Source organism: Acidovorax sp. ACV01, assembly GCF_014851495.1.
Taxonomy (GTDB): Bacteria; Pseudomonadota; Gammaproteobacteria; order Burkholderiales; family Burkholderiaceae_C; genus Acidovorax; species Acidovorax radicis.
On the sequence record NZ_JACUZT010000007.1, the window covers coordinates 1 to 16946 of the forward strand.

Here is a 16946-nt window from a genome sequence, read left to right on the forward strand (position 1 = left end):
GGTTGGAGCGCAACAGAAGGCTTGTGATGCACCACGACCGCAAGCCGTTCTATGCACAGGCATGGGTTTGGCTCGCGCAGGCCCGGATGCTGCTGGGGCGATTGAAATAGATTTCTTCTACACCCTCCATGAAGTGCGCTACAAGCAGCCTAGGTACTGCATACGCACCCCACGTTCATGTCGCACTGCAGCATGACCGCGTGGGTTAGAGTAGCCATCAGAGACAACGCAACAACGACGTCAAACGACGCGAAGGGGCCCGCACACATGGTGAAGAAAGCGCCACGCCGCACCGCAGAACGCATTCTGGAAGTGACGCTGGACCTGTTCAATCGGTTCGGCGAACCCAACGTCTCCACCACCCTGATCTCGGCCGAGCTGCGCATCAGCCCCGGCAACCTGTACTACCACTACCCGGCCAAGGACGAGCTGATCAACGCGCTGTTTGATCGCTACGAAAGCTCGCTCACCGAACTGCTGGCCGCCGCCGATGGTGTGCGCAATGTGGAGGACGCCTGGTTCTTCATGCACTCGCTGTTCGAGCTGATCTGGCAGTACCGTTTTCTGTACCGCGATCTCAACGACCTGCTGTCCAAGAACCGGCGCCTGGAAACCCACTTCCAGGCCATCCTCAAGAACAAGACCCGCGCCGTGCGCGCCATGCTCGATGGCATGGGCCGCGCGGATACCCTGCACATCGACTCGCGCGAGCTGGAAGCCACCGCCACCAGCATGGTCGTGGTGCTCACCTACTGGCTCAGCTTCGAGTACGTGCGCGACCCGCGCCGCGCGCTGGAGCCCGAAAGCGCACAGGCGGCGCTGCTGCGTGGCGCCCACCACGTGCTCAACCTGCTCATGCCCTACCTCGAAAGCGGCCAGCGGGCCCACCTGCTGGAGCTGGTGGGCGCCTACGCCACCACGCCAAGCTGACGGCGTGCGCAGCTGCGCCCCCAAGCCACTCGCCAACAAAAACTTCCGGAGACATACACCATGGCCAAATGGACCCCCTTCCCCCACGCAGGTGACTACACCTTCGACGCTGCGGGCGTCAAGAAGCACTGGGCACGGCTGCATGGCGGTGATGCCGAACCCTGCCCCAAGGACGCTGCCGTGCTGGAAGCCTGGGCACTGTTCCACAACGGTGATTTTGAAAAAGCCGCCGCAGCGGGCCTGGCGGCCGGAGGCGCAGGCATTACCGCAGCCAACAAGGCCACCTCCATCTACGCCAACTACCTGGAGCCCAAGGAAAAAACCCGTCTCGATTTCTTCACCCAGGTGGCCGAGCGTGCCGAGACCCAGGCCGCCAAAGAGCCCGACAACGCCAACGCCTGGTACTGGCACGCCTATGCACTGGGCCGCTATAGCCAGGGCATCAGCGTGGCCAAGGCCCTGGCCCAGGGCCTGGGCGGCAAAGTGAAGGAATCCCTGGAAAAGGCCATTACCCTGTCACCCAAACATGCCGATGCGCGCATTGCGCTGGGGGCCTTCCATGCCGAAGTGATCGACAAGGTGGGCTCGCTGATTGGCGGCATGACCTATGGCGCCAAGAAGGACACCGGCCTCAAGCTGTTCCAGGAGGCGCTCAAGCTCAACCCGGGTTCGGCCATTGCGATGATCGAGTACGCCAATGCCCTCGTCATGCTGGAAGGCGACAAGAAAATGAAGGAAGCCACCGCGCTGTATGAAAAGGCCGCCGCCGCCGAACCCATGGACGCCATGGAACGGCTGGATGTGGAGATGGCACGGGCGGAGCTGGAAGAAGAGTAAATTCGGTACATCCCCCTGAGGCGCTTCGCGCCTTCCCCCTTCTCTCGCCTCGCTGGCGCGATGCGGGAAGGGGGACACCGCCAGCGCGGCGGGGCGGCCCTTGCGCGGCGGTCGCTGGCTTGGGCCGCGCCAGTTTATGCAGCAGCGCCAAGAGCAACCACTGAATCAGCGGTAGTCACAACACTGCATTGGCGCTGACCTGAGCCCTCAACCCCCAAACCGCTGCGAGGCAATCTCCAGCAACCCATCAAAAATCAGGTTGTCCACCAGCTCGAACGGGCGCGTCATGCTGGGCGCCATCTTCCAGCCCGCGCCGCCGGTCATCAGGCAGGCAGGCTCCTCGCCGCAGTGCTGGATGACGTGCTGGACCATGCGCTCTACAGCCCCCGCGATGGCATAGGTGCCACCGCTGGTGAGCGCATCGCTGGTGTTGGTGGGGAACATGCGCACCTCGCCCGTGGGTACATGCAGGCCAGCAGTGCCGGATTCGAGCGCACGCAGCATGATGCCGTGGCCCGGCAGGATGAGCCCGCCCATGAAGCGTCCCTCGGCGTCGATGCACTCCACCGTGACCGCTGTGCCCACCATCACCACCACCAGCGGCCGTGCAGGCCCCTGGGCCAACACACGGTGGCGCGCGCCGACCATCGCCACCCAGCGGTCGGAGCCCAGGCGCGAGGGGTGGTCGTAGCCATTGGTCAGCCCGGCCTCCTGCGCCGACGACACCACCCACGAAGGTGCGACGTCCCAGAGTTCCATCTGCTCTTGCACACGGCGCTTGACGGCGTCCCCCGCCACCACGCAGCCCAGCATGCGTTCGGGGTGGGGCAGCGCCGCCCAGCTGCCTTCGGCCAGGCGGTCGATGTGGTCCAAAAACTCGGCGCCATGCGCAATGAGCACAGCCCCGGGGCGGGGAGCGTCGTACAACGCCCATTTGAGACGGGTGTTACCGACGTCGATGGCCAGAAAAGTCATGCGGCGGATTATCCCGAGTTTTGCGATGCGACCCTGCCCGAGGGCGACAGCCCACCGCCGCATTACTCCTCCCCGTCCACAAATTGTGAAAAATCGTGTCGCGCCCACGTCCGACACGTTGCAGCCGCCCATTGCCGCTACAGTGGTCCTTCCTGTTTCTGCAACATTAGGAGGTACGACATGGGTCTTTTCAGTTTCATCAAGGAAGCCGGCGAAAAGCTGTTCGGCGGCAAAGAAGCACAGGCCGCCACGGCAGCCGCCCCCACGCGGGATGAACTCAACGCCAAGGCGTCCAAGGCCATCGAGACCTACATCGCTTCCCAGAACCTGGGCGCCAGCAATGTGCAGGTGGCCTTTGAAGGCCCCGAAGGCAAAGTCACCGTGAAGGGCACGGCCCCCACGCAGGCCGCCAAGGAAAAAGTCACCCTGTGCTGCGGCAACGTGGCCAGCGTGACCAGCGTCGAGAACCTGATGGAGGTGACCAATCCTGAGCCCGAAGCCCAGTACCACGACGTGGTGCGCGGCGACACGCTCAGCGCTATTGCCAAGAAGTTCTACGGCGACGCCAACAAATACCCTGCGATCTTCGAGGCCAACAAGCCCATGCTGAGCCACCCCGACAAGATCTATCCCGGCCAGAAGCTGCGCATCCCGGCGCTTAAGTGATCCCCCTGAGTCGCCTTCGGCGCCTTCCCCCGAGGGGGACGCACCCGGTGGCCCGGCGTGGCCGGTTCCACGGGTGCACTGGCGGGGACGGGGGTGACGTGACAGCCTGTGGAAAAGGGACTGCAACGAATGCGGCTCCCATGCCGTCGCAAGGCAAAATTTAAATCAAAATAGCTGCTACCGCTTGATAGACAAGCGCTGGCAGCTATTTTTTTAGGAGTATCAGCCCTGCTTCCACGGCAGGCCGTGGAAGCGCCAGCCGCCGCGTTGGCCGCGGTGGCCCTGGGCGTCCGCATCGCCTTCGAAGCCTTCGAGGATGTTGTAGGCGGTCAGGCCCAGTTCCGTGGCGCGGCGGGCGGCGGCGATGGAGCGCACGCCGCTGCGGCACAGCAGCACGGCGGGAGTGCCGGCAGGGACGGCGGCGCGCATCTGCGCATCAAAGTCGGCGTTCATCGCCATGCCTGGCCATTGTTTCCAGGCCACGGCGGCGGCGCCGGGCACCTGGCCCACCCATTCGCGCTCTGCATCGCTGCGCACATCGACCAGCACGGCCTGGCCGTTTTGCACCCATTGCCAGGCCTGCTGGGGTGTGATGTCGCCTGCATAGCCTTCGGCCGGGGGAATCGTTGGTTCGGTCATCGTCATGGTCCTTTCAATCCCACAAAGGGGCCGGTTCGTCACGCAAGCGGCTGCGCAGCTGCGCATAGTCCGGCACCACGGTGGCCACGGTGTCCCAAAAGCGCGGGCTGTGGTCCATCACGCGCAGGTGGGCCAGTTCGTGCGCCACCACGTAGTCGATGACAGCCGGGCGGTAGTGCAACAGGCGCCAGTTCAGGCGGATGGAGCCATCGGCCTTGGCGCTGCCCCAGCGGGTCTGCGCGCTCGACAGCCGCAGGCTGGCCCAACGCACGCCCAGCAGCGGGGCAAAGTGGTCCAGCCGGGCCGTGAAGTGGCGCCGTGCATCGCGCATCAGCCAGGCCTGCACGGCGTCGCGGATCTGCACCGGATTGGCACTGTGGGGCAGGCCGATCTGCAGGGTGGGCATGGCGGCACCACTTGGCTCGGCAGCCGCCACCAGCGCCCCGCCCTTGCCCGCAAAGCCGTGGCTGGGGTCCAGCACCACCGTCAGCGGTTCACCCAAATAAGGCAGCACGGCTCCGTTGGCCCAGACGATGCGCCCGCCCTCCAGGCGCTGCTGGCGCTCGCGCGCGTCCGACAGCTTGCGCAAGATCCAGTCGGACTTCTCGCGCAGCGCAGCATCCACCGCACCCAGCGTGACCCAGCTGGGCGCACGCACCGCCAAGCCATCGGCCCCCACGGTGAAGCCGATGGTGCGGCGGCGTGCCCGCGTCAGTGCATAGGCCACCACGGCGTCGCCCAGCAGCACTTCGCGGCTGGCCTGCGGGTGGCGAAATTCGGCGGGGGACAGCAGCGAGGGCCGAGGCACTGCGGGCGCCGCCGGCCGATTCACTATCGTTTTAGGAGCTACCAGCGCTTGTCCATCCAGCACTGGTGGCATTTTTTGCTTGAGATCTGCAGCATTCACGACCGGTGCTGCTGCCGGAGCCACAACCGGTGAGAGGGGCGGGTCGAAAAGGTCGAGCGCCAACTGCACAAGCCGCTGCATCACGGTGGGCTTACTTTCCGTTGGCCGCGTCGGTGGCCCGGGCGGGCGGGATGACCACGGCGGGGTATGCATCAGGGTCCAGGCGGCGCATCTCGGCCTCGATCCAGGCCTCCACCTCGCGCATCAGTTCGTCGGGCTTGCGGCCTGCACTGGGAATGGGCTTGCCGATGGACACATCCACCACGCCCGGGCGCTTGATGAAGGCCTTGCGCGGCCAGACCTTGGCCGAAGTAACGGCAATCGGCACCACGGGTGCGCCGGTGTCGATAGCCAGGCGGGTGCCGCCGGTCTTGTAGTTGCCCTTTTGGCCGCGCTCGATGCGCGTTCCTTCAGGGAACATGATGATCCAGATGCCCTGGGCCAGCAGGTCCTTGCCCTGCTGCACCACCTTGTGGAAAGCCTGCGTGCGCTGGTCGCGGTCGATGTGGATCATGTCCAGCCGGCCGATGGCCCAGCCGAAGAACGGTACACGCAGCAGCTCCTTCTTGAACACGTAGGCCAGGGGGTGGGGCATGATCGCGGGCATCAGAAAGGTCTCGTACGTGGACTGGTGCTTGACCAGCAGCACCGCCCCCGCGTTCTCGCCCTGCGGCAGGTTCTCCATGCCCATCACGTTGGTGCGGATGCCGAGGATCACGCGGGCACCGCTGATGCACAGCGAAAGCCACGCGCGCGCGATGCGGTACAGCGGCTTGCCGCGCACCCCCAGCAGCGTGCCCAGCATGATGGTCAGCGCGTAGGGCACCACGGTGATGCCCATCCAGAGAAGGTGAATGACAGAACGGATAAAGGCCATTTTTATGGTTATTTTGGCCGCCAGCGCTTTTCTACCAAGCGCCAACAGCTATTAAATGAATAGCATCAAGAAGTGGCGCCACCCGGCGTGGGCAGGGGCGTCGCAGCCAGCGGTGGCGCGGCGAACTGCACGGCGGGCAAAAGCTGGTCCACAAAATCCCTCAGGCTGGCATACACCCGCGTGCCCGGCGGGACCCCCGCAGGCAGGGGTCCGCCCGGGTGCACCTGCGCTGACTGCCCCGTGCACACCAGGTGCAGTTGTGCGCCCAGTGCGGCGCCTGCCTGCAAGTGCGCGATGCAGCTACCCACCACCTGCACATCGTCACGTTCGACCCCATAGCGATCACTGATCTGCTCAAGCAGGCCGGGGGCGGGCTTGCGGCACGCACATTCTTCATCGGCCGCGTGGGGGCAATAGAAGACGGCGTCGATGCGCCCGCCCACCGCCGCCACCTGCCGGTGCATCTTGGCGTGGATGGCATTGAGCGCCACCACATCAAACAAGCCCCGGCCCAGGCCCGGCTGGTTGGTGGCCACCACCACATGCCAGCCCGCATGGTTGAGCCGCGCAATGGCTTCGAGCGCACCCGGCACGGCGGTCCACTCGTCGGCAGCGGTGACATAGTCGTCCGCCAGCGGGTTGAGGGTGCCGTCGCGGTCGAGAATGGCGAGTTTCATAGGAGGGGTTTGCCTTGTGAGAACCGCCAGCCTAGCAGCTTGTGCAAACCGGTCAAACCGCCAGGCGCGAAAGGTCGGCCACGCGGTTCATGGCCTCGTGCAGGCTCTTGAGCAGACCCTGGCGGTTCAGGCGCAGGTCCATCTGCTCGGCGTTGACCATCACGTCGTCAAAGAACGCATCCACCGGTGCGCGCAGCACTGCCAGGGTCTGCAGGCTGGCGGTGTAGTCGCCTGCGTCGAACTGGACATTGGCCTCGGGCACGAAGCGCTGCAGCGCGGCGTAGAGGTCCTGCTCGGCCTTTTCCTGCAGCAGGTCGGGGTTGACGTGGGCATCCACCGGGCCTTCGACCTCGGCCTTTTTCAGGATGTTGCCCACGCGCTTGTTCGCCGCGGCCAAGGCCGGGCTTTCGGGCAGTGCGGCAAAGGCGCGCACGGCCGCGAGCTGCTTTTCGACCAGGGCCAGGCGCTGCGGGCGCAGGGCCATGACAGCGTCGACCTCCTGTGCGCGGTAGCCCTGCTCGCGCAGGCTACCGGCGAGGCGGTCGTAGATGAAGTCCTCAATTTGACCGACAACTTGCTCTTGAAATGGTGCTCGTGCCTGAAAAAGGCCCAAACCATCGCCAATCGATGCTTTAAATGCGGCCAGCTGTATTTCCGAGTCGTTGTGAACTTGCACAACGCTCGCCAGCAGGGCTCTCAAATCCAGCGACAAATCCTTCTCAACCAGCATGCGGATCACGCCCAGCGCATGGCGGCGCAGCGCAAACGGGTCGCGGTCGCCCGTGGGCAGGTTGCCGATGCCGAACATGCCCACCAGGGTTTCGAGCTTGTCGGCCAGCGCCACCACCACGCCGGCAGTGTTGCGCGGCAGCGTGTCGCCCGCAAAGCGGGGCTTGTAGTGGTCTTCGATGGCGTGGGCCACGGTCTCGCCCAGGCCGTCGTTCAGGGCGTAGTAGCCGCCCATGATGCCCTGCAGCTCAGGGAACTCGCCCACCATGTCGGTCACGAGGTCGGTCTTGGCCAGTTGTGCGGCTTTGTCGGCATCAGCGACCAGAGCAGCATCACCCAGTTGCGTGGCAATGGCCTTCGCGATGGCGCGCACGCGCTCCACGCGCTCACCCTGCGTGCCGAGCTTGTTGTGATAGACCACCTTGCCGAGGCCCTCGACGCGCGAGGCCAGGGTCTTCTTGCGGTCCTGGTCGAAGAAGAACTTCGCGTCGGCCAGGCGCGGGCGCACCACGCGCTCGTTGCCGCCGGTCACGAAGCTCGTGTCTTCGGGGCTGATGTTGCTGACCACCAGGAACTTGTTGGTGAGCTTGCCTGCGGCGTCCAGCAGCGGAAAGTACTTCTGGTTGGCCTTCATCGTGAGGATGAGGCACTCCTGCGGCACGTCGAGGAACTCGGTCTCGAACGAGCAGGTGACCACGTTGGGACGTTCGACCAGCGCGGTCACTTCGTCGAGCAGCGCCTCGTCTTCGATGGGGCGCGCGCCGTTGCCCACCTGGGCGGCGGCCGCGGCCAGCTGGCGGGCGATCTCGGCCTTGCGCTCGGCAAAGGAGGCGATCACGGCGCCGTCCTGCTTGAGCGTGGCGGCGTAGCTGTCGGCGTCTGCCAGCACCACGGGCGACACCGCGGCCTCAAAACGGTGTCCCTGCGTGCTGTTGCCCGCCGACAGGCCCAGGGCCTTCACCGGCACCACGGCGCTGCCGTGCAGCGCGACCAGGCCGTGCGCGGGGCGCACGAAGTTCACGCTGCTCCAGCCGGGCAGTTCGCAGTCGGTCTCGAGCTGGTAGCTCATGACCTTGGGAATGGGCAGCTTGGCCAGGGCTTCGAGCAAGCCCTTTTGCAGGCCTTCCTGCAGCGTGGCACCGGGCACCACGCTGTCGTAGAACAGGGCCTCGGCCTTGCCGTCTTGCGCGCGCTTGAGCGCCGCCACGGCGGCTGCCGGGTCGGACACATCCGCGCCCAGGGCCTGCAGCTTTTTCAACAGCGCCGGGCTGGCATTGCCGCTGGCGTCGAGCCCCACGGTCACGGGCATGAGCTTTTGCTGCACGGCCTTGTCAGCCGCCTTGTCGGCCACGGAGGTCACATGCGCGGCCAGGCGGCGGGGCGATGCAAAGGGCGTGACCACCGAGGCAGCCGTCGCCAGGCCCTGGGCCTTGAGCTGGTCGCCCAGCACGGTGGCAAAGGCATCGCCCAGCTTCTGCAGCGCCTTGGGCGGCAGCTCTTCGACAAACAGTTCTACGAGGAGATTTTGGGTCGTCATGTTCTTGTTCTCTTTCGTCCGCTCAGGCTGCTTTTTTGACCATCTGTTCTACCCATTCGCGCGGCGCCATGGGGAAGCCCAGGCGCTCGCGGCTCTCGTAGTAGCTTTGCGCCACGGCACGGGCCAGGTTGCGGATGCGGCCGATGTACGCGGCGCGTTCGGTCACGCTGATGGCGCCACGCGCGTCCAGCAGGTTGAAGCTGTGCGCGGCCTTGAGCACCTGCTCGTAGGCGGGCAGCGCCAGCTGCTGCTCCATCAGGTACTTGGCCTGCTTTTCGTGCGCATTGAAGGCGGTGAACAAGAAGTCCGCATCGCTGTGCTCGAAGTTGTAGGTGGACTGCTCCACCTCGTTTTGCTTGTAGACGTCGCCGTAGTTCAGGGTGTCGGTCCACTTGAGGTTGTAGACGTTGTCCACGCCCTGCAGGTACATGGCCAGGCGCTCCAGGCCATAGGTGATCTCACCCGTGGCGGGCTTGCAGTCGATGCCGCCGACCTGCTGGAAGTAGGTGAACTGTGTCACTTCCATGCCGTTGAGCCACACCTCCCAGCCCAGGCCCCAGGCGCCCAGCGTGGGGTTTTCCCAGTCGTCTTCGACAAAGCGGATGTCGTTCTTCTTGAGGTCGAAGCCCAGGGCTTCAAGGCTGCCCAGGTACAGCTCCAGGATGTTGGCTGGTGCGGGCTTGAGCACCACCTGGTACTGGTAGTAGTGCTGCAGGCGGTTGGGATTCTCGCCATAGCGGCCGTCCTTGGGGCGGCGGCTGGGCTGCACGTAGGCGGCCTTCCAGGGCTCGGGTCCGATGGCGCGCAGGAAGGTGGCGGTGTGCGAGGTGCCGGCGCCCACTTCCATGTCGTAGGGCTGCAAAAGAGCGCAACCCTGCGCGTCCCAGTAGGACTGCAGCTTCAGAATGATTTGCTGGAATGTCAACATGGCGTCTGTGGCGCTGGCAAGCCAGGGCCGGCAAGTAAGGGGGAAAGAAAAAGCGGTGCGTGTGCCAGGCCCACTGCCTGCAGCCACCAAAGGTTGCAAGCGCGGGCGTCGCGCGCGCAACCGGTCATTTTACGGCGCTGCGGCTAGGGCTCGACAAACAAGCAGCATCCGCCCTCCCATGAAAAAAGGCCGGAGCCCTTTTGGAGCCCCAGCCTTCCCAACCAGTCACGCGGGCTATAAGCCGGTGCGTACCGGTGACCACCTTTGCGGGCAGCCCGTCGGCGCACCTGTCGTGCGCCAAGTCTCGTTTCAAATATTCGCTGCGCGGTTCATCACCTATGGCGCTTCCAGAGGGCATGCCTTCAAGCCGGTGCACCCGTGGAACTGGCTCTGCCAGGCCACCGGGTGCGTCCCCCCTCGGGGGGAAGGCGCCGAAGGCGACTCAGGGGGGCTCAATACTCCCAGAAGATCCGTTGCAGTTCTTTGCTGTCGTTGGTCTTGGTAAGGGCCACCATGGCCAGGATGCGCGCCTTTTGGGGGCGCAGGTCGTGGGCAACCACCCAGTCGTACTTGTCGTCAGGCTGCTCGGCATTGCGCAGCACAAAACCGTCGGGCACGCGGGCCGAGCGCACGATCTGCACACCAGCCGCACGCAGCGCCTTGAGCGAATCCACCGCCTGCGCAGCCACCGAGCCGTTGCCCGTGCCGGCGTGGATCAGCGCCTTGACGCCCGCCTTGCCATAGGCTTCGATGCCCGTGGTGTTCATGTTGCCGTAGCCATAGACAATGTCCACCGCAGGCAGGGCCTTGATGTCGTCGATGTTGAACTCGGACTGGGCGGTATGGCGCTTGACGGGCGCGCGGAACCAGTAGTTCTTGCCTTCCACCACCATGCCCAGCGGGCCCCATTGGCTCTTGAAGGCCTCGGTCTTGATGTTGATGGTCTTGCTCACGTCGCGGCCGCTCTGGATCTCGTCGTTCATCGTGACGAGCACACCCTTGCCGACAGCGTCCTTGCTGGCGGCCACGCTCACGGCGTCGTACAGGTTCAGCGCGCCGTCGGCCGACAAGGCCGTGCCAGGGCGCATGGAGCCCACAACCACGATGGGCTTGGTCGTGCGCACAACGAGGTTCAGGAAGTAGGCGGTTTCTTCGAGCGTGTCGGTGCCGTGGGTGATCACGATGCCGTCCACATCGGCCTGCTTGGCCAGGGCCGAGACACGCTGGCCAAGGCGCAGCAGGTGCTCGTTGGTGAAGCTCTCGGAGGCGATCTGGAACACTTGCTCGCCGGACACCTTGGCCACACTGGCCAGCTCCGGCAGGCCTGCCAGCAGCTTGTCGACCGGCACCTTGGCGGCGGCATAGGTGGCGCTGTTGGCGGCCGAGGCGCCCGCACCGGCAATGGTGCCGCCGGTGGCCAGCACGACCACATTGGGCTTGGCAGCCTGGGCCATGGCCACGGCCGACGCAGCCGACAGCAACAGGCCCGCGAGCCAGCGGCTGGCGGTGGGGGAAGAGGAAATGCGCATGAAGATGTCTCCTGATTTTTGGGTTGGCAGCGCGCGTTGCGCCGCTCTGTGCAAACCCCGCCGTCGAAGCGGTGCCGCATCCTATGAGAAAGCAGAACACAGTCATGCGGAATAATTGACCCACCCTTATGAACTTCACTCACACCCCAGACGCCTCCGCCGGGCCCCAGTTTTTAGGCCACACAGGCAAGCACCCCGGAGCAGCGCCGAAATGAACCTGCGGCAACTGGAAGTTTTTCAGGCCGTGCTGCAGACCGGCAACATGAGTGCAGCGGCGCGCCTGCTGTGCATCACGCCTTCGGCGGTCAGCAAGGCGATTGCGCACACCGAGCTGCAGCTGGGCTACCGGCTGTTCAACCGCACGCCTTCGGGCCTGACACCCACACCCGAGGCCCAGGTGCTGGCGGCCGAATCCACCGGCATCTACCGGCAGCTGGACGCGCTCAAGCGCACTGCCCGCAACCTGGCCACCAGCGATTCGGGCGATGTGCGCCTGGGCGCCATCCCGTCGATCACCCACGAATTTCTGCCGCGCCTGCTGCAGCACCACGCCGAGCAGCACCCGCAGGTGGGCGTGGAAGTGCGCACCATCCACCAGGACCAGATGACACAGGCACTGCTCACGCGCAGCGTGGACTTCTGCCTGGGCTTCTACAAACACCCCCACCCCCAGATTGCCAGCGACCTGCTGGTCAGCGGCAGGCTGTATCTGGCGGTGGCGACCAGCGTGTGGGCCCGCGCGCCCCGCGCCGCCACCCCGGGGGCGCGGCTGGCGCAAGTGCCCGTGATCCGCCTGGTGGGCGACGACCCCATGCGCCAGGCCATTGACGAGATTGCGCAACGGCTGGGATCGCCCGCCGGACCAGGGATTCAGGTGCAGACCTCGCGCTTGGCGCTGGAGCTGGTACGCCGGGGCATGGGCTGGACGGTCGTGGACTTCCTCACTGCCAAGGGACTCGACCCCGCGCAAATGGTGGCGCAGGAGCTGCACGAGCTGGCGCCCATGTCGCTGTACAGCTACCACGCACGGGCCTTGCCGCCGGGCCTGCAGGCCACGCGCATGCTGGCCATGCTGCCCACCCTGCTGCACGAAGCCCTGCAACCCAACCCCAAGCCCGCACGGCGCTGACGGCCCGGTAGCCCATGACATGACTGGTGCAAAACAGGGCTCAGGCCAGCGGTTCGCCCCAGGGCGAGGCTGGTGCCACATCCCAATTTGCGCAAGTCCCACGTGAAAACGGCCTGCCTGTCCGGAGACAGGCAGGCCGTTTGGTGTGGGAAGGCTGCGGTCAGTCGTTCCAGCGGCGCAGCACCAGGCTGGCGTTGGTGCCACCAAAACCGAAGCTGTTGGACAGCACGGTGGTCAGCTGCGCGTCGCGCGTCTGGGTGACCAGGGGCATATCGCCCAGTGCCGGGTCGGGCGTCTCTACATTGGCAGAACCGGCGATGAAGCCCTTGTTGAGCATGATCACGCAGTAGATCGCCTCTTGCACACCCGTCGCACCCAGCGAGTGGCCGGTGAGCGACTTGGTGGACGAGAACGGAGGCACCTTGTCGCCAAACAGGGCACGCATGGCGCGCACTTCCTGCATGTCGCCCACCGGCGTGGAGGTGCCGTGGGTGTTGATGTAGTCGATGGGGGCGTCGAGCCCTTCCATGGCCTGCTGCATGCACGCAATGGCACCGTCGCCCGAAGGGGCCACCATGTCCTCGCCATCGCTGGTGGCGCCAAAGCCCACCACTTCGGCCAGGATGGTGGCGCCGCGCGCCTGGGCGTGTTCGAGGCTTTCCAGCACCACGGCGCCGCCGCCGCCCGCGATCACAAAACCGTCGCGGTTCGCGTCGTAGGCGCGCGAGGCCTTCTCGGGCGTGGCGTTGTATTTGCTGGACATGGCGCCCATGCCGTCAAACAGCAGCGACATACCCCAGCTCAATTCTTCGCCACCACCCGCAAACATCACATCCTGCATGCCCCAGGCGATCTGCTGCGCGGCCACACCGATGCAGTGGGCCGAGGTGGAGCAGGCCGAGGTGATGGAGTAATTGATCCCCTTGACCTTGAAGTTGGTGGCCAGGCACGCGGACACGGTGGAGCTCATGCAGCGCGTGACCTGGTAGGGGCCGACGCGGCGAATGCCCTTTTCGCGCAGGGTGTCGGCTGCTTCGATCTGGTTGGCGGGAGAGCCCCCACCCGAACCCATGATGAGGCCGGTGCGCGGATGGCTCACCTGTTCGGGCGCAAGGCCTGCCTGGGCAATGGCGTCTTCGAGCGCGATCTGCGCATACGCGGCCGCATCGCCCATGAAGCGCAGTTGCTTGCGGTCGATGCGCGTCTCGATGTCGATCTCGGGCACGCCACCCACCTGGCTGCGCAGGCCCAGCTCGGTGAATTTTTCGACGGCCTTGATGCCGCTTTTGCCTTCACGCAGTGAGGCTTCCACGGTGGCCAGGTCGTTGCCAATGCACGAGACGATGCCCGCGCCGGTGATGACTACGCGCTTCTTGGTGCTCATGCTGCGTCCTTGCCGTCTTCCTCGCGCTTGAACAAGCCCACGCGCAAGTCATTGGCTACATAGATTTCCTTGCCATCGGCCAGCAGGCGGGCATCGCCAATGGCCATGACCAGCTTGCGCTTGATGACACGCTTGATGTCGATTTCGTAGGTGACCAGTTTCACATCGGGGCCCACTTCGCCCGTGAACTTGACCTCACCCGCACCCAGCGCCCGGCCACGCCCTGGCAGCTGCAGCCAGGTCAGGTAAAAGCCGATCAGCTGCCACATGGCATCCAGTCCCAGGCAACCGGGCATGACCGGGTCGCCCTGGAAGTGGCAGGCAAAGAACCAGAGATCGGGCTTGACGTCCAGCTCGGCGCGGATCCTTCCCAGCCCGTGCGCGCCACCATCGCTGTCGATGTGCGTGATGCGGTCAAACATCAGCATGGGCGGCAGCGGCAGGCGCCCGCTGTCAGCGCCGAACAGCCGGCCCTCGCCCGAGGCGATCAGTTGTTCGTAGGAAAAGGAATCAGCCATCTTCAGTCGTGCTCCAGAACAGCGGTGGGCCCGCTTCAAATCATCGTTGTATGTCAACACAAGCCCCCGCTTGTGGGGCTCCATTATCAAGGCAGAGAAAGACACATCCCGGTTTTGGCCCGGCAAGGCGCCGGGACACCCCGGCGGCGCATGACCTGGATCAATTTCCGCGCAGTGTCTGCAGCCTCCTTGCCACCAGGGCAAAAAACAGGGCCACCCCCCCGAAAATCCACAGGGGCACCAGCCCCCAGCGCGACACCCACCACGCATACGGCGTGATGTGCCAGCCACTTTGCGCATCCAGCCCCCGGCCCTGCACCTCGCCCTTGAGCACCCCCCGCGTGTAGCGGGCCAGTTGCTGCGTCACCACACCCCGGTGGTCGATGATGGCCGTGGCGCCGGTATTGGTCGCGCGCACCATGGGGCGCTCGAACTCCAGGGTACGCATGCGGCTGATGTTCAGGTGCTGGTCAATGGCCACGGTGTCGCCGAACCAGCCGATGTTGCTGAAGTTGACAAACACCGTGGGCGCCTGCGCCGGGTCGATGAAACGCGCCCCCAGCTCTTCCCCAAAAAGGTCTTCGTAACAAATATTGGGCGCAATGCGCTGGCCCGCCCAGGCAAAGGAGGGTTGCCCCACCAGGCCCCGGTTGAAGTCCCCCAGCGGGATATTCATCATGGCCGTGAACCACTTGAAGAACGGCGGAATGAACTCGCCAAACGGCACCAGGTGGTGCTTGTCGTAGCGGTAGGGGGTGGCCTGGGTGGCGGGGCTCAGGCCGAGCACCGAGTTGGTGTAGCCCAGCGCTTCATTGCCCAGGGGAATGCCCAGCAGCGCGGCCTGCGGGCCCTGTGCATAACGCTGCTGGATGCCCTCCAGGTAGCCCGGAATGAGCTGCTGGGGAAGCAGCGGGATGGCGGTTTCGGGCGCCACCACCAGGTCGGCCTTGGCGTCGCGCAGCGCTTCGGCATACCACTTCAGTGCCAGTGGCACACCGCTGCCCGACTGGAATTTCTCGTCCTGCGGGATATTGCCTTGCAGCAGTTCCAGGGTCATCGGGGGCACCTTGCTGCGGACAGTTGAACTGCATGCACAAAGTAGCTGCGGACTTAACCCAGCGGAGACCACAACCAATACCAATACCCAGGTGCGCCAGCGACCAAGATCCGCGCCACGCAACTGCACCCCATACATCGCCAGCACCGCAGCCACGGCCCCGATGCCGTAAACGCCGACGTAGCGCGCCAGCGCCGCCAGCGGCCCGTCAACATGGGCGTAGCCACCAGCCCCCCAGGGGAACCCCGTCCACCAGATGCCGCGCGCCAGCTCGGCCAGGAGCCAGAACGCTCCAAAAATGATAGCTGCTAGCACCCTATTGGCAAGCGTCAGGCGGCAAAAAAGCCCCACCATCGCCGCGTAGTAGCTGGCCAGGAACGCGGCCAGCCCCAGCACCGCGGCCACGGCCAAGGGAGCGGCCAGCCCGCCGTAGGAGTGCATGGAGATGAACAGCCACCAGAAGGTCCCGGCGAGCCAGGCCGTGGCAAACAAGCCTCCGATGACCACGCCGCGCTGCCAAGGGACAGACACCGTGGCACGTGGGCGCACCAGCCAGGCCAGTACCACCATGGATACGATCTGCAGCCACCACAGGGGTTCGCCGCCCCAGGGCCAGGCCAGCGAGGCCGCCTGCGCAACGCCGGCAGCCACGGCCAGCAGCGCCTGCAGGGCCAGTGGCAGCCCCGGCGTCGAGGAAGCGCGGGTCATCAGTCGCTGGCGCTGGCTTCTTCGATCCGCGACACCTTGAACCAGCGCACGGCGCCGCCCTTGGTGTGCAGCACGACGAAGTGCAGGCCGCCCAACTGCAGGTGCTCGCCGCGCTTGGGCACATGGCCCATTTCGTGGGCAATCAGGCCGCCGATGGTTTCGAAGGTTTCGTCGGGGTCGCTGCCCTGAACCAGCACATCAAATGCCTCGCAAACCCGCTCCACCGAGGTGTCGCCGCTCACGCGGTAGGTGCGGTCGGCCAGGCCAAAGATGTCGCCGTCGTCCTCGGGGATGTCGAACTCGTCCTCGATCTCGCCCACGATCTGTTCGAGCACATCTTCAATGGTGATGAGCCCGGCCACGCGGCCAAACTCGTCGATCACGATGGCCAGGTGGTTGCGGTTGCCGCGGAATTCGCGCAACAGGTCGTTCAGGCCCTTGCTTTCGGGCACGAAGACGGCGGGGCGCAGCAGGGCGCGGATGTTCAGCTCGGGCGCCCGCTGCAGCTTGAGCAGGTCCTTGGCCATGAGGATGCCGATGATGTTCTCGCGCTCGCCCTGGTACACCGGAAACCGCGAGTGCGCGGTGTTGATGACAAGGTGCAGCATCTCGTCAAACGGTGCATCGATGTTGACGAGGTCCATGCGGGGTGCAGCCACCATCACGTCGCCCGCCGTCATGTCGGCCATGCGGATGACGCGCTCGAGCATCACGCGCGACTCGGCCCCAATGACCTGGTTGTCTTCGGCTTCGGCCAGGGTTTCGATGAGTTCTTCCGTGGAGTCCGGCCCCGGATGGATGAACTCGGCCACTTTCTGCAGGAAGGTGCGCTTGTCTTCCCTCTCGGGCGGGCGCCCGGGGTGCGCGGGGTGCGGGTCAGACACTGTCTTGACGTGCGGTAGTGGATCAGTCCCCTAGG

At 65.3% G+C, this 16946-nt stretch carries 16 protein-coding genes; 4 read left to right on the forward strand and 12 right to left on the reverse strand.

Translation table 11 applies throughout. The features are described 5' to 3' along the window. The first annotated feature begins 267 nt into the window (after positions 1-267). Positions 268-930 (forward strand): TetR/AcrR family transcriptional regulator, encoded by a 663-nt coding sequence (locus IB243_RS19485; protein WP_010462619.1) that lies wholly within the window; start codon positions 268-270, stop codon positions 928-930. 60 nt (positions 931-990) lie between these two features. Then, positions 991-1767 carry a hypothetical protein gene (locus tag IB243_RS19490; RefSeq protein ID WP_192428824.1) on the forward strand — a complete coding sequence of 259 codons (777 nt, stop codon included), beginning with the start codon at positions 991-993 and terminating at the stop codon, positions 1765-1767. 207 nt (positions 1768-1974) lie between these two features. Here IB243_RS19490 and IB243_RS19495 read toward each other — a convergent pair whose 3' ends face one another. Continuing rightward, positions 1975-2742 (reverse strand): type III pantothenate kinase, encoded by a 768-nt coding sequence (locus IB243_RS19495; RefSeq protein WP_192428825.1) that lies wholly within the window; start codon positions 2740-2742, stop codon positions 1975-1977. 180 nt (positions 2743-2922) lie between these two features. Between IB243_RS19495 and lysM the strand changes: the two genes are divergently transcribed. After that, positions 2923-3408, forward strand: coding sequence for a peptidoglycan-binding protein LysM (gene lysM / locus IB243_RS19500; RefSeq protein ID WP_192428826.1), 486 nt, complete (start codon positions 2923-2925; stop codon positions 3406-3408). 222 nt (positions 3409-3630) lie between these two features. On the opposite strand, the gene IB243_RS19505 is transcribed toward lysM, so the two are convergent. From IB243_RS19505 to IB243_RS19535, 7 genes are all read right to left on the reverse strand, one after another. After that, positions 3631-4047, reverse strand: coding sequence for a rhodanese-like domain-containing protein (locus IB243_RS19505; protein ID WP_057271958.1), 417 nt, complete (start codon positions 4045-4047; stop codon positions 3631-3633). Between the two features lie 13 nt (positions 4048-4060). Beyond that, entirely contained in the window at positions 4061-5035 is a 975-nt protein-coding gene (locus IB243_RS19510; protein WP_192429075.1) for a M48 family metallopeptidase, read from the reverse strand. Between the two features lie 10 nt (positions 5036-5045). After that, entirely contained in the window at positions 5046-5831 is a 786-nt protein-coding gene (locus IB243_RS19515) for a 1-acyl-sn-glycerol-3-phosphate acyltransferase (protein WP_029413983.1), read from the reverse strand. Between the two features lie 65 nt (positions 5832-5896). Continuing rightward, entirely contained in the window at positions 5897-6508 is a 612-nt protein-coding gene (gene gmhB, locus IB243_RS19520; protein WP_192428827.1) for a D-glycero-beta-D-manno-heptose 1,7-bisphosphate 7-phosphatase, read from the reverse strand. Positions 6509-6560: 52 nt separating this feature from the next. Beyond that, positions 6561-8774, reverse strand: a complete 2214-nt coding sequence (gene glyS, locus IB243_RS19525) for a glycine--tRNA ligase subunit beta (protein ID WP_192428828.1) — start codon at positions 8772-8774, stop codon at positions 6561-6563. Positions 8775-8796: 22 nt separating this feature from the next. Beyond that, on the reverse strand, positions 8797-9702 hold the full coding sequence (gene glyQ, locus IB243_RS19530; RefSeq protein WP_192428829.1) for a glycine--tRNA ligase subunit alpha: 906 nt from the start codon (positions 9700-9702) through the stop codon (positions 8797-8799). Positions 9703-10154: 452 nt separating this feature from the next. Further along, positions 10155-11231 carry an asparaginase gene (locus IB243_RS19535; RefSeq protein ID WP_010462639.1) on the reverse strand — a complete coding sequence of 359 codons (1077 nt, stop codon included), beginning with the start codon at positions 11229-11231 and terminating at the stop codon, positions 10155-10157. A 211-nt stretch (positions 11232-11442) separates the two neighbouring features. Between IB243_RS19535 and IB243_RS19540 the strand changes: the two genes are divergently transcribed. Further along, a complete protein-coding gene (locus IB243_RS19540) occupies positions 11443-12360 on the forward strand; it encodes a LysR family transcriptional regulator (protein ID WP_010462640.1) in 918 nt (305 codons plus the stop codon). Between the two features lie 160 nt (positions 12361-12520). On the opposite strand, the gene fabB is transcribed toward IB243_RS19540, so the two are convergent. The 4 genes from fabB to IB243_RS19560 form a co-directional block, all read right to left on the reverse strand. After that, a complete protein-coding gene (gene fabB / locus IB243_RS19545) occupies positions 12521-13744 on the reverse strand; it encodes a beta-ketoacyl-ACP synthase I (protein WP_192428830.1) in 1224 nt (407 codons plus the stop codon). Next, the gene (gene fabA, locus IB243_RS19550; RefSeq protein WP_192428831.1) at positions 13741-14262 is read right to left on the reverse strand and encodes a 3-hydroxyacyl-[acyl-carrier-protein] dehydratase FabA; all 522 of its coding nucleotides are present in this window, start codon (positions 14260-14262) and stop codon (positions 13741-13743) included. The genes fabB and fabA overlap by 4 nt, the downstream gene beginning before the upstream one ends. A 160-nt stretch (positions 14263-14422) precedes the next feature. After that, complete coding sequence (lnt, locus tag IB243_RS19555; RefSeq protein WP_192428832.1) at positions 14423-16027, reverse strand: apolipoprotein N-acyltransferase; 1605 nt, start codon at positions 16025-16027, stop codon at positions 14423-14425. Beyond that, entirely contained in the window at positions 16027-16911 is an 885-nt protein-coding gene (locus IB243_RS19560; protein ID WP_192428833.1) for a CBS domain-containing protein, read from the reverse strand. The genes lnt and IB243_RS19560 overlap by 1 nt, the downstream gene beginning before the upstream one ends. Between the last annotated feature and the right edge of the window lie 35 nt (positions 16912-16946).